The following is a 12151-nucleotide window of genomic DNA, read 5'->3' as shown; positions in this document are numbered from 1 at the left end:
CCGAACGCGAGCGGACCGACGCCGGCCGGCCGGCGACCGCTTTCACACCGCTCAGTCGTCGAGCGTCGGCGGCTCGTCCCGGCCGATGTGGATCTCGTGGGCCTCGATGTCCTCGAGCGCGGCGACGCGACCGCCGACCGAGAGTTCCTCGCCGTCGGCCGTCTCGATCGTGAGGCTCGCGACTTCCTCGCTGATCTCGAAGGAGATATCGAGAACCCGACCGCGGACGACCCGCTGGCCGCCGACATCGACGTCCCGACCCTCGATCGTGGCGTAGAACTCCCCGCCCTCGTCGATGAGGTCCTTGACACACCGGCGGATCGAGGCGTACTTGCGGGGGTACGACCGCGCGGTGTCGTCCTCGCCGAGCGTCTCCTCGGCGGTCGTCCAGAGGACGGTTCCGAAAAAGCCCGAGACCAAAAAGCCAAGCGCCGAGCGGTTGAAGATGACGCCGTATCGGTCCTGATCGTCGCGCAGGGCGTCCTGGGTCGCGTAGACGGAGTAGTTGCCGTCGGCGACGGCGAGTACCGGCGTCGTGATCCCGCGTCGGGCGCGGGCGGTCGAGGCGACCTCACCGTAGGCGAACTCGGCGGGGTCGGGCGCTTCGCTGGCCGGTGTCACGATCAGGTCGACGCTGACGCCGGCGTCGACGGCCGCGCGCAAGTCCTCCTCGAACCGGGTCAGCAGGTCCGGCGTCAGCGACAGCGCGAGTTCGAACTCCGCGGCGTCGATGACCTCCTCGAGGTAGCGCAGGATCGTCGATCGGGACTTGACCAGAGAGACGGCCTCGGTGTCGCGGGCCGGCGCGGTGTATCGGGCCTCGAGTTCGTCGACCATCCGCTCGAGGGAGGTCTGGACGTCGTCGAAGGCCTCGCCGGGATCGAGCGCGACGACTTTCATCGGGCGGGACTCGCGCAGTTCGACGAGTCCGCGGTCGCTGAGACTGCGCACGGTATCGTAGACTCGAGGCTGGGGGATCTCCGTCCGGTCGGCGATCTCGCTGGCCGTCAGCTGGCCCTGCTCTAACACGGTGAGATAGGCGTCGATCTCGTACTCGCCGAGGTTGAACCGGTCCCCGACGCGCTCGACGGTCGAGCGAAGCTCGTCTGGTGCCATACCGGCTCCTATGCCCCCAGTGATTAAATGATTTATTATACATCGAGTAGCACGCGTTTTCGAAATCGGGTTATTTGTAAATCGGTCGCACGGAGAGAGGGTCAGAACGCTTAACCACACCGCACCTGAGCGTGTTGGTATGCGCGCGGTCCTCCAGGGGAACGAGAGTACGGCGGCCGAGAACAGCACCACGGCAGCCGAGGAGCTTCAGGTGTTCCTCCCGGATATGGTCCCGCCGCGAGCGATCGAGATCGGCCTCGCGCTCGTCGTTCTCGTCGTCGGCTGGTATCTCTCGAAGCTCGCCGTCCGGATCGCCGGGCGGACGGTCGCTCGACGCATCGAACGGCCCAGCGTCACTCGGACGGTGCTTCGCGGCGTCAGGCTTACCGTCTTCCTCTGGGCAGCCGGCATCGCCGCCGGCATCATCGGCGTCGGCAACACCCAGATCCTCCTGTCGGTGACCGTTATCTCGGCCGTGATCGCGATCGTCCTCGCCCCGATCGCGGGCAGCTTGATCAACGGCTTCTACGTGCTGGCGGACCGGCCCTACGAGATCGGCGACATGATCGAAGTGACCGACGCGGGCCACCGCGGTTTCGTCGAGGACATCACGATCCGTTACACGAAGATCTTCACCCTGCAGAACACTTTCATCGTCATCCCCAACTCCGAGATTCACGCCCGCGACGTCGTCAACTACTCCGCCGAGGACGAGCGGACCCGCGTTTCCGTCGGCTTCGATATCACCTACGAGAGCGACCTCGAGGCGGCGCGCCGGGCCGCCGAGCGGGCCGCTCGGAACGTCGACGACGTCATCTCCGGCGGCCCCGATATCCGGATCGGCAGCGCCCGCTACGCCGCAGCGCCGTCCTGTTACGTCGACGAGTACGGCAAGCATGGCGTCTCCCTCAAACTGTTGTTCTGGATGAAACACCCCTACAAGCAACTCGTCGTCCGATCGGCGGTCCAGGACGCCATCGGCGAGCGGTTCGCGGATCTCGACGTCGAGTTCGCCTACCCGCATCGCCATCACGTCTTCGACGACACCAGCGGCGTCGCACGCGTCGGCGTCATCGACAGCGAGCGACGGGCCCCGGATGCCCCAGCCGAAGCCGGCGACAGCCCCGCGGACCCGGCCGATCGGTGACGCCTCGGGGGACGGTCTCGGTCCGGATCCGGGCTCCCGGTATCGTGGGGGTGATTTATGCCCTCCCCGATCCAAGTCGACAGTCACTCGACGATGTACGACGACATTCTCGTTCCCACCGACGGGAGCGACACGATTCCCGAGACGCTCGCACACGCACTGCCGATCGCCGCCGCCAACGACGCGACGGTTCACGGTCTCTACGTCGTCGACAGTCGCGTCACCGCGGCCGCCGACGACGAGACCAGTACTGACCTCGAGCGCTCGCTCGAGGCGGAGGGTGAGGAGGCCGTCGCCGCCGTCGAGGACCGCGCGACGGACGAGGGCCTCGAAACCGTCGCCGAGATCCGACAGGGGACCCCGTCGAAGACGATCCTCGAGTACGCCGAGGAGCAGGGGATCGATCTGATCGTCATCGGAACCCGGGGCAAGAGTCCCCGCGAGAAGGTGACGTCGCTGGGCAGCGTCTCCGAGCGGGTCGTCGACAACGCTTCGATCCCGGTGTTCGTCGTTCGGAACGCCGGCGAGGAGTAGCCTGGACGTACAACGGTTCGTATCAGGCCCGCGCGCTCTCGACCGTGATGACCTCGCAGTCGAGGTGTGTCCGCAGATAGCTGTCGATATCCGGGTTGTCCGTAAAGCGCTGGAAGAGTCGCCGGAGTCGGCTGGCCTGTTTGGTCCCGACGACGACGACGTCGGCCTCCTCCGCACCGACCTCGTCGAGGATGCTTTCCTCGACGAGGAACCCCGTCCGGACGACGTACCGGGCGTTCTCGAGTCGCCCGAACGTACTCTCGACCGTGTTTTTCAGGTCGATCCGGCTCACTTTCTTCCCGTTCTGGTAGAGGTCGACGTGGAGGACCGTCAGCGCCGCGTCCCGGTCGCGCGCGACCTCGATCGCCCGCTCGAGCGTTCGCCGCGAGTGTTTCGACAGCGGATACCGAACGGGGACGACGACCAACGACATTAGACAACCGAAGGACACCCGGGCGGGTAAACCTTTCAGTACGGACAGTCTACACTGCGAACCTGTCCCATGGGATGGGGAGCCGTCCCCGTTCGATCCCCGCGAGCCGGTCGGGCGGAGAGACAGTCATTTAGGGTGAGCGCGGCTATGCCCGAACATGCAATCCTGGTCGACCGACGACGGCAACACCGTCTTCGTGTCCGAGACGGACGGCGACAAGGGGTCGAAGGGCCCGTTTCTCGCCGCATACGAGTCGTCCGACTTCGAACGCCGGTACGGCTGGTTCTGTACGAACTGCGAGAGCTTCGACAACGCGATGGACGCGATGGGCCGTATCAAGTGCAATCAGTGTGGGAACTTCCGCAAGCCGACCGAGTGGGACGCCGCCCACGAATAGGATCGTGTGATCCCTCGAGGCCGGATTCGGCCGGGGTTCTCCTCGAGATCGCGAAATCGCTGCAGGGGCCAATAGACGATTACTCGGCGAACGGCCGGCCGCCTTCGGTACGAACGAACCGAAAGAGCGGGATAGTTCCCGTTCGTTCGGAAGTAACCCCTCGTTCTTGTCACGTACTAACATTTATGGTGGATGCCGACATAGGTGGTATTGAATGGGTCCTGTTAACATGCGGCTCGTCGAGCAGGCCAGGTCGATCTTCGCAGAGCTGGGTTACACCGTCGAAGGCAACGGCCCCGAGTTCCGTGCCGAACGAGCATGGAAGGTCGTTCACGTCAACGCCGTCCTCGAGGCGGACGAACTTCCGACGTCGGCGTCGGGACAGTTCCACTGTTTCGTCGCCGAACCGGACGACGCCGACGACCTCGAGGCACGACTCGAGCGGACGAACCCGAACTACGAGTGGGCCATCATCGTCGTCGACGGAGAGGACTATCAGGTCGAACGAGCGCCACCAGGACCGCGAGTAACAGCGTAGAACAGCCGACGACCGCGGCTGCGGACTATTTTTCGAGCGCGTTACGCGTCGCAGTGACGCCTGCGCCCGGATCGACGGCCGCGCCCATCGACTCGAGGACGTCGCCAAGCGCCGTCACGACGTAGATCACGTTCTCGGGCCGTGCGGAGTGACCCATGCAGCCGATCCGGAAGATGTCGCCGGCGAGATCGCCCAGCCCGCCGGCGATCTCGAGGTCGTACTGCTCGAGCAAGGCGTCACAGACCGCGCCGTCGTCGATGCCCTCGGGGACGCGGACGGCGTTGAGACTCGGCAGCCAGTACTCGTCGGGGGCGTTCATCTCGAGACCCATCGCCTCGACGCCGGCCTTCAGCGCGCCGGCCAGTCGCTCGTGGCGGGCCCAGCGGTTCTCGATTCCCTCCTCGGCGACCAGCCGCAGGGCCTCCCGGATCGCGTAGACGTTCGTGATCGGTGCGGTGTGGTGATACGCGCGCTCCTCCCCCCAGTAGCCCTCGAGCAGGGAGAGATCGAGATACCACGAGCGAGGATCCTCGTCGCGCGAGAGGACCTTCTCCATGGCCTCGTCCGACAGGGTCAGCGGGCTCGCGCCCGGCGGACAGGAGAGACACTTCTGGGGTCCCGAGTACGCCACGTCGATGCCCCACTCGTCGACTCGCAACTCGACCCCGCCAAGGGAGGTGACGGTGTCGGTGATGACCAGGGCGTCGTGGTCGTGGGCCGCGGCGGTCAGTTCCGGGACGTCTGGCTGGAGGACGCCCGTACTCGTCTCGGCGTGGACGAACCCGAAGACGTCGGGATCGTGTTCGGCCAGCGCGTCCGCGACGTCGTCGGGCTCGAGCGGTTCGCCCCACGGTGCCGATACCTCGACGACCTCGCCGCCCGCACGTTGGGCCATCGAGGCCATTCGGCCACCGAAGTAGCCGTTGGTCGGCACGAGCATGGTGTCGCCGGGTTCGACGACGTTGCCGATCGCGGCCTCCATCGCCGCGGAGCCGGTTCCCGAGACGGGGATCGTCCACTGGTTGTCCGTTCGGAACGTATAACGCAACAGCTCCTGGACCTCGTCCATGATCTCGACGAAGGAGGGATCCAGGTGACCGACCAGCGGCGTACTCATCGCTCGGAGAACCCTCGGGTTCACGTCGCTCGGCCCGGGCCCCATCAGGGTCCGGTCAGGGGGTGTGAGTTCGCCGACGGATGGCGCGCGATCCGCCTCGTTCGACGGTGTCTGAGCCATGGGCGTGTGCTCGCCGGCCACTCGCAAAGACCTACCGGCAGCGGCGAATTACAGGTCCTCGAGCGGCCGAATCGAAGCCGGTCTCGGTATCGTGGTTTCGTTCGCGAACACGGCCGTATCCCGACATCTCCGCCACCGACAATGACCCGTGGTACCGTCCGGCGTGGCTGCGAGCCGTTTAAGCCGACTCACTGCATAGGCGACATATCATGTTCGTCGGTCACGCGCTCCTCGCGTTCGCCGTCGCGGCGCTCGTCGCCGACTGGCGAGGCTGGGCCCCCCAACGAGCGCTTCTCGTCGGGGCTATCGCCGGCGCGTTCGCCGCAATTCCCGATATCGACGTCGCGTACGCGCTCGTGGGCCTGCTCGAGTGGCAGGCCGGCGACGGCGCGCTCGGCGCGTCGACGGCGTTCTGGGACGCCAGCCGCGGCGTCCACCGCTCGGTCACCCACTCGCTGGTCGTCGGCGCGGTCGCCGCACCGGCCTTCGGCCTGCTCGCCGTCCGCGGCTACGCCCCTCGTGTGCGGCTCGTCCGGGCCGTCGGGATCGCCGTCCTCGCGGCGCTCGTCGCCATCGCGCTCGTCTGGGGCGGTCCCATCGCCGCGCTCGTCACGGGGCTGTTCGCCGCCAGCGGCGGCGTCATCGCCCGGCTGATCGCGCGTCGAACGCGGGTGTCGCCGGCGACGGTCGGTCTCGCCGCGCTCTGGGGACTCTGGTCGCATCCGTGGGGCGATCTCGTAACCGGGTCGCCCCCCGACTGGTTTTTCCCCTTCGACGCCGCCGTCCTCGAGTCGCGACTCGTCCTCCATCCCGACCCGACGTTGCACCTGCTCGGTGCGTTCGCCATCGAACTCGCGACGATCTGGCTCGCGGCCGCCGTCCTCTGTCGGCTCACCGATCGCTCGGTCGTCGCCACTGTCAACCGTCGGGCCGCCGTCGGCGTCGCCTACGGTCTCGCCGCGCTCGCGGTGACGCCGCCGACGCTCGAGGTGTCTTACCACTTCGTCTTCTCGATCCTCGGCGTCGGTCTCGTCTGTGGCGTCATCAGGGAGACGCCGACTCCCGCCGCGTTCGCGAGCGTTCGGGGTCTGCCCGAACTCGAGACGCTACTCGAGGCCGGGGTGACTGCGCTGGCGGCCGTCACCGTTGCGCTCGTCGCCTACTCGTCAGTCTATCTGTTTGCTATCGCGCCGTAGCGCTGGGCCGCAGCCTTCGTTTCAGTGTGGGACAAAATATGCTTTTGTGAGAGTAGACGGTACGGACCACTGTGTCGCAGGCTTCACTCGAGGGATTGCTCGCGGACGGGCGATCGAACGCAGCGATCGCGTGGATACTGGTCGCCGCGATCGCGAGCATCGGTATCAGTGCGCTGATTACTGGCGGCGTTCTCTGGATGACGTTCGCGGCGGTTCTCGTGGCTCTCGCGATTATCCCACCCGTCGCTTTTCGATCACCGCTGGTCATGCTCCCCTGGGAGGTCCTCCTGTTGGCGGCGTTGCCGGTCCTCGGCGTCGCGTTCGGTGCCGACCGGCTAATGGGACACGTCACGTCCTACCTCTCGGTCGCGGCCATCGCGCTCGTCCTCACCGTCGAACTGCAGGCGTTTACCACAGTACGGATGACGCCCGGCTTCGCCGTCGTCTTCGTCGTGGTCGCGACGATGGCCGCCGCTGCCCTCTGGGCTCTCCTTCGGTGGAGCGCCGCCGGTGTTCTGGGCGTTCCGTTCACGGCCGACCACGACGACGTGATGTGGGAGTTCGTCTATTCGGCCATCAGCGGCCTCGGGGCCGGTCTCGTCTTCGAACTCTACTTCAGGCGGCTCGGACGTGCCGACCGGACTCGGCTCGTCGACGACGTCCCGATCGGTGGGGGTGACGATGACTAGCCTCGCCGACATCGTTCCCTCTCGGAAGCGGCAACGCCAGCTCACCTACCTCATGGAGATCGGGCTGATCGGTATGCTGTTCATCGGCATCGAACGTGGTAACGGCGGCATCGTCATCAACACCGGCGTCGCCCTGCTCGTCACGCAGCTGCCGCCACTGCTCGAGCGCGACTACGAGATTCCGATGGATCCGCGGCTCACGCTGTGGATCACGACCGCCGTCTTCCTGCACGCCTTCGGTACGGTGGGGCTCCCCGGCGCGACCGCCACGCTCTACAGCCAGGTCTGGTGGTGGGACCACATGACCCACGCGCTGTCGGCGTCGCTGGTCGCTGGCGTGGGGTATGCCACCGTTCGCGCGTTCGACGAACACGCCCAGGGAGTCCACCTCCCACAGCGGTTCATTGCGGTGTTTATCCTCCTTTTCGTCATCGCGTTCGGCGTCCTCTGGGAGATCCTCGAGTTCGCGATCGCGTTGGCTGCCGAGGCGCTCGGCACCAGAGCCGTCCTCACCCAGTACGGGCTCGAGGACACGATGCTCGATTTCGTTTTCAACTCCATCGGTGCGCTCATCGTCGCGACGTGGGGCGGTGCGTACCTCTCGAACGTCACCAGCGCGATTCGAGAGCGGTTCGACTCGCGGGCCGGCTGAAGCCGCCGATCCGGCCGCCCGTTTTTCACTCGGTCCGAACCGACGCCGTGTTTTACGTCGGTACGCGCCGTAGATGACGAGGCCATGGTCTTCAAAAAGATCACGCTGATCGGTACCAGCCCCGAGAGTTTCGACGCCGCCGCTGACGACGCCATCGACCGCGCAGAGGCAACGCTGCAGAACGTCCAGTGGATCGAGGTCGACGAACTCGGCGTCGAAGTCGCCAGCGCCGACGACCGCGAGTACCAAGCCGAAGTCACCGTCGCCTTCGAACTCGAGGAGTAAGCCGGGACGGAACGCTCGACGCCTCGTGTCGTCACTCCGTCCTCGAGGCGTTCTCCGACGTGACCGGCAGCTGTCGGCCGTCGGTCATCGGAAAATCCGGTGGAACCTGGGACGCGGTGAACCGCAGTCGCTTACGTCCGGAACGATTCGCCACAGCCGCATTCGCTGACGACGTTCGGGTTGTCGACGTGGAAGCCCTCGGCCTGCAGCCCGTCCTCGTAATCGAGGACGCTGCCCTCGATGTACTTCAGGCTCGCGGGGTCGACGAACACGCGCAGGTCGTGGTGTTCGTAGATCGTATCGTCTTCGTCGGGTTCATCGTCGAACCGCATCCCGTAGGAAAGGCCCGCACAGCCGCCCTGCTGGACGAACAGCCGAAGTCCGGCCTCGGTCACGTCCAGCCCCTCGCCCTCGAGCAGCGAGAGGGCCTGCTCGGCGGCGGCTTCCGTGACTTCGATCTCCGGCTGCGTCTCCGCGGTCCCACCATCCATACTGTCCGTACTCATACCCATCCCTTTCGGCGCGACGATGTTAACTGTGACGCCGTGTCGAGCCGAACGAACTAGCTGATTCTGGTTATATCGGCGCGGATAGTTACGATCGTCGCCACCGAACCGGTTTACGACACCGCCGCCCGATCAGGCGTACAACGAGGTCCAAGAGCCACGCTAACAGCTCGCCCGCCGGAGCGAGCGATACCACGTGCCGAACTGTCGCCTGTCGTTGCGCGAGAGTTCGATGTCGTGTGCTGCGAGCAACTCGAGCATCCGCTCTACGTCGCAGTCGTACCACAGCGAGAGGAGCCGCACGTTTCGCTGTGCGTAGTCGTAGTTACGCTCGAGGACGCGCCCGTCCAGCGGGTCGACATGCGGTTCCATCTCGGTTCCTACTCGGACCTCCAGCCACGTAAAACCAGCTCAGCGTTCCGCACACTGTGACTCGGGGCGGTGTGGCGCTATTTGCCTGTGTCGTCCTCGAGTCGAGTCCGAACGCTCTCGGCGTGGGCCTCGAGCCCCTCGGCGTCGGCGAGCGTGGTGATCGTCTCGCCGAGGTCGGCCAGCCCCTCGCCGGAGAGGCGCTGGACCGTCGTCGTCCGGAGGAACGTCTCGACCGAGAGCCCGCCGCTGACCCGTGCCCCACCGTTCGTCGGCAGCACGTGGTTCGTCCCGCTGGCGTAATCGCCGGCCGCCACGGGCGTGTTCGGCCCGAGGAAGACGCTGCCCGCGCTATCGATACGCTCGAGGAGTGACTCGTCGTCGGCGGCGATGATCGAGAGGTGTTCGGGCGCGTACTCCTCGGTGAAGAGGATCGCCTCGCTCATCGATCGGGCGTGTAACACGCCGCTGGCGTCGTTTTCGAGTGCCGCCCGGATCACGTCTTCGCGCTCGCGCTCGCCCACGCGCTCGTCGACGGCGGCGGCGACGGCCTCGGCGGTCGCTGCGTCGTCGGTGACTGCCACGACCGAGGCGTTCGGGTCGTGTTCGGCCTGTGCGAGCAGTTCCGCGGCGACGAGGTCCGGGTCGGCCGTCTCGTCGGCGACCACGACGACTTCGCTCGGCCCCGCGAGGAAGTCGATCTCGACGTCGCCCCGAACTTCGGCCTTGGCCGCCGTCACCCACTTGTTGCCCGGCCCAACGATCTTCTGGACGCTCGTGATCGACTCGGTGCCGTAGGCCAGTCCCGCGACCGCCTGTGCGCCGCCGACGCTGTAGACCGCGTCCGCGCCCGCGGCGTGGATCGCCGCCAGCGTCACCGGATTCAGCTCGTCGGCCGGCGGCGTCACGACCGAAACGTGATCGACGCCAGCCACGACCGCCGGCACGACCCCCATGATCGCGCTCGAGGGGTAGGCCGCCGACCCGCCGGGAACGTAGACGCCGATCCGCTCGAGCGGCCGGAAACGCCGTCCCAGCTCCCGCCCGGTGTCGAACTCGCGTCGCCAGTCCTCGGGCAGCTGTGCCTCGTGGAACTCGCGGACGTTCGTGGCTGCCGTCTCGATCGCCGATCGAACCCCATCGTCGATCTCGTCGTAGGCCCGTTCGCAGTCGTCGGTGATCTCGAGGTTCCCGACTTCGACGCCGTCGAAGTCGCTGGTGAACTCGCGGACGGCGACGTCGCCCTCGGTACGGACCCGGTCGACGATGTCTCGGACAGTTTCTCTGACTCCCTCGATACCGGCGTCGCGCTCGAAGAAGGCCACGCGATCGTCCGGCCCGAGGTCGGCGATGGCCTGCACGTCGATTGTCATGGCGTTGGGTTCGTGGGGCGGGCGAAAAACGGTTTCCTTCCGGACAGCCGCTCGTCGGTCGTCGTTCCCCCGGCGAACCGCATCGACGACTCGTACGACGATTTCCGGCCGCCCATCGGTCCACGGACCCGTGGTCGTCTCACGCGTCGGGGTTTTCGATCTTCCAGATGCCGACGTAATCCAGGGTCGCCCGTACGAAGAGGTAGACGAGGAGAACGAAGCCGACGACCGCGATCGGTGCCTGCAGCAGTTCGGCCGTCTCCACGCTGAGGACGATCCGACTGATCCCCCGGACGAAGAAGCTCAGGACCACGAGGCCCAGCGCAATGACCGCGAGTTTGACGAATCCCGATCGATCCATGTGTCACCGTACGACCACGGGTGCTAAATTATGTCGGTATTCGCACGCTCGCACGGGCGCGCGACTAAGCCGCTGTACTCCCCACGACGCCCCCGGTAATATCATCTTTCTCGACCCATGGGGTCGCCGCTCGAGTCGCGATCCGTCGGCCGGCCCGGTTCTCACCGTCCCGGGATTCCGGACGTGCAGGGGCCGTATAACTATTCGCCGCCCGTGCTACCGTACGGCCAATGTGGCCGTGGGAACACGCGATAATCGGTTATCTCTCGTATTCGCTGGTCTGTCACTTCGTCTTCCGGACCTCCCCCGGTGGACCCGACGCCTTCGCCGTCGTCTTCGCGTCGGTCCTGCCGGACCTGATCGACAAACCGCTCGCGTGGGAGTTCGGCGTCTTCGAGGCCGGCTATGCGATCGGTCACTCGCTGTTCTTCGCCGTCCCCCTCTCGATCCTCGTGGGAACGATCGCCCGCCGTGTCGGCCGCCCCCGGATCGCGCTCGCGTTCCCGATCGGCTACCTCCTGCATCTCCCGGGAGACATCCTGTATTCCTACGCCAGTGAGGGGGTCGTCTATGCTGAGATCGTCCTCTGGCCGATCGCAGTCGTTCCTGGGGACTCCGCTCGGCGGGGGTTCTTCGAGGCGTTCGAGCTGCTGTTCGGGCGGTACGTACAGACGTTACTCGCCGGTGACGTGTCGACGTACGTCTGGATCCAGTTCGGTCTCGCCGGGCTCGCGTTTCTCGTATGGCTCTACGACGGACTGCCCGTTCTCCGTGATTTCTGCATCGGCTGCAGACGGATCGCTCGCACGCTGGTCGGATCGAATCGGTCGACGCGCGAGTGATGTACCCATCGACGATCGATACCGCCGTCGATGACAGCCGCCGACTCGGCCGGTAGCGGGATCGACCGTCCGTCGTTCACATCCGAATCCGACCGCCCGCGTGACTGTCCAACGTAGCCCATCGTCTTCTCGAGACGACGGCCTTATATGTTCACCCGGCTTCGACAGTAATGCGAACAACGCGGCGCTCGCCGCCGCGTCTTCCGGCCGCATTCCGGCACGGAAGGAGTATACGTATCCGTCCCTCGTCGAGCGGACGATCCGCTCGCTCTCGAGGGCATTCGGATTCCCGTGGCCGACGTCGAGCAGTCGGCGTCAGAGGACGATGGCCTTATATACTTCAGGCCCGTCCCGAATTACACGCGGAAGTCCCCGCCGGATGCGGTTTCCGGCGTGGCCGTGATCCGATGCCCTTATATGTACGAGGGCGTTGGGATACGAACGCGAAAGGCGATGTGATCGACGGGCCGTTCAAC

General features: G+C 66.0%; 16 protein-coding genes. 9 read left to right on the top strand and 7 right to left on the bottom strand.

The window, feature by feature from the left end; genetic code table 11:
- Nucleotides 1-51: 51 nt before the first annotated feature.
- Nucleotides 52-1116, bottom strand: a complete 1065-nt coding sequence (gene trmB, locus ACERIM_RS17310; protein WP_006648674.1) for an HTH-type sugar sensing transcriptional regulator TrmB — start codon at nucleotides 1114-1116, stop codon at nucleotides 52-54.
- Between the two features lie 139 nt (nucleotides 1117-1255).
- Between trmB and ACERIM_RS17305 the strand changes: the two genes are divergently transcribed.
- Both ACERIM_RS17305 and ACERIM_RS17300 read left to right on the top strand, forming a co-directional pair.
- On the top strand, nucleotides 1256-2263 hold the full coding sequence (locus tag ACERIM_RS17305; RefSeq protein ID WP_373633594.1) for a mechanosensitive ion channel family protein: 1008 nt from the start codon (nucleotides 1256-1258) through the stop codon (nucleotides 2261-2263).
- Between the two features lie 93 nt (nucleotides 2264-2356).
- Nucleotides 2357-2797: a universal stress protein gene (locus tag ACERIM_RS17300; protein WP_373633638.1), complete on the top strand. Its 441-nt coding sequence runs from the start codon at nucleotides 2357-2359 to the stop codon at nucleotides 2795-2797.
- A 22-nt stretch (nucleotides 2798-2819) separates the two neighbouring features.
- On the opposite strand, the gene ACERIM_RS17295 is transcribed toward ACERIM_RS17300, so the two are convergent.
- On the bottom strand, nucleotides 2820-3230 hold the full coding sequence (locus tag ACERIM_RS17295) for a universal stress protein (RefSeq protein WP_006180920.1): 411 nt from the start codon (nucleotides 3228-3230) through the stop codon (nucleotides 2820-2822).
- 157 nt (nucleotides 3231-3387) lie between these two features.
- On the opposite strand from ACERIM_RS17295, the gene ACERIM_RS17290 reads away from it, so the two are divergent.
- Nucleotides 3388-3627, top strand: a complete 240-nt coding sequence (locus ACERIM_RS17290) for a DUF5816 domain-containing protein (protein ID WP_006180921.1) — start codon at nucleotides 3388-3390, stop codon at nucleotides 3625-3627.
- A 229-nt stretch (nucleotides 3628-3856) separates the two neighbouring features.
- Nucleotides 3857-4165 carry a hypothetical protein gene (locus ACERIM_RS17285; protein WP_006180922.1) on the top strand — a complete coding sequence of 103 codons (309 nt, stop codon included), beginning with the start codon at nucleotides 3857-3859 and terminating at the stop codon, nucleotides 4163-4165.
- 25 nt (nucleotides 4166-4190) lie between these two features.
- Here the strand turns inward: ACERIM_RS17285 and ACERIM_RS17280 are convergent, their stop codons facing one another.
- The gene (locus tag ACERIM_RS17280) at nucleotides 4191-5402 is read right to left on the bottom strand and encodes an alanine--glyoxylate aminotransferase family protein (protein ID WP_373633593.1); all 1212 of its coding nucleotides are present in this window, start codon (nucleotides 5400-5402) and stop codon (nucleotides 4191-4193) included.
- 209 nt (nucleotides 5403-5611) lie between these two features.
- Between ACERIM_RS17280 and ACERIM_RS17275 the strand changes: the two genes are divergently transcribed.
- The 4 genes from ACERIM_RS17275 to ACERIM_RS17260 all read left to right on the top strand — a co-directional run bounded on the left by ACERIM_RS17275 (nucleotide 5612) and on the right by ACERIM_RS17260 (nucleotide 8224).
- Nucleotides 5612-6598, top strand: coding sequence for a metal-dependent hydrolase (locus ACERIM_RS17275; protein ID WP_006648670.1), 987 nt, complete (start codon nucleotides 5612-5614; stop codon nucleotides 6596-6598).
- 71 nt (nucleotides 6599-6669) lie between these two features.
- On the top strand, nucleotides 6670-7287 hold the full coding sequence (locus ACERIM_RS17270; RefSeq protein WP_373633592.1) for a hypothetical protein: 618 nt from the start codon (nucleotides 6670-6672) through the stop codon (nucleotides 7285-7287).
- Nucleotides 7280-7939: a hypothetical protein gene (locus tag ACERIM_RS17265; RefSeq protein WP_006648668.1), complete on the top strand. Its 660-nt coding sequence runs from the start codon at nucleotides 7280-7282 to the stop codon at nucleotides 7937-7939. The genes ACERIM_RS17270 and ACERIM_RS17265 overlap by 8 nt, the downstream gene beginning before the upstream one ends.
- 84 nt (nucleotides 7940-8023) lie before the next feature.
- A complete protein-coding gene (locus ACERIM_RS17260; RefSeq protein ID WP_006180927.1) occupies nucleotides 8024-8224 on the top strand; it encodes a dodecin in 201 nt (66 codons plus the stop codon).
- A 131-nt stretch (nucleotides 8225-8355) separates the two neighbouring features.
- Here the strand turns inward: ACERIM_RS17260 and ACERIM_RS17255 are convergent, their stop codons facing one another.
- The 4 genes from ACERIM_RS17255 to ACERIM_RS17240 form a co-directional block, all read right to left on the bottom strand.
- Entirely contained in the window at nucleotides 8356-8730 is a 375-nt protein-coding gene (locus ACERIM_RS17255) for an iron-sulfur cluster assembly accessory protein (RefSeq protein ID WP_006648667.1), read from the bottom strand.
- A 162-nt stretch (nucleotides 8731-8892) separates the two neighbouring features.
- Nucleotides 8893-9102: a hypothetical protein gene (locus ACERIM_RS17250; protein ID WP_373633591.1), complete on the bottom strand. Its 210-nt coding sequence runs from the start codon at nucleotides 9100-9102 to the stop codon at nucleotides 8893-8895.
- A 77-nt stretch (nucleotides 9103-9179) separates the two neighbouring features.
- Nucleotides 9180-10472 carry a histidinol dehydrogenase gene (gene hisD / locus ACERIM_RS17245; RefSeq protein WP_373633590.1) on the bottom strand — a complete coding sequence of 431 codons (1293 nt, stop codon included), beginning with the start codon at nucleotides 10470-10472 and terminating at the stop codon, nucleotides 9180-9182.
- A 139-nt stretch (nucleotides 10473-10611) separates the two neighbouring features.
- Nucleotides 10612-10833: a hypothetical protein gene (locus ACERIM_RS17240; RefSeq protein WP_006648665.1), complete on the bottom strand. Its 222-nt coding sequence runs from the start codon at nucleotides 10831-10833 to the stop codon at nucleotides 10612-10614.
- Nucleotides 10834-11063: 230 nt separating this feature from the next.
- Here ACERIM_RS17240 and ACERIM_RS17235 point away from each other — a divergent pair, with 230 nt between their 5' ends.
- Complete coding sequence (locus tag ACERIM_RS17235) at nucleotides 11064-11675, top strand: metal-dependent hydrolase (RefSeq protein WP_373633589.1); 612 nt, start codon at nucleotides 11064-11066, stop codon at nucleotides 11673-11675.
- Nucleotides 11676-12151: the final 476 nt, after the last annotated feature.

The sequence above is a fragment of the Natrinema sp. H-ect1 genome, assembly GCF_041821105.1.
Lineage (GTDB): Archaea > Halobacteriota > Halobacteria > Halobacteriales > Natrialbaceae > Natrinema > Natrinema thermotolerans.
The sequence above is the reverse complement of the archived record's forward strand: the minus strand, read 5'-3'. Positions and strand labels throughout refer to the sequence as shown.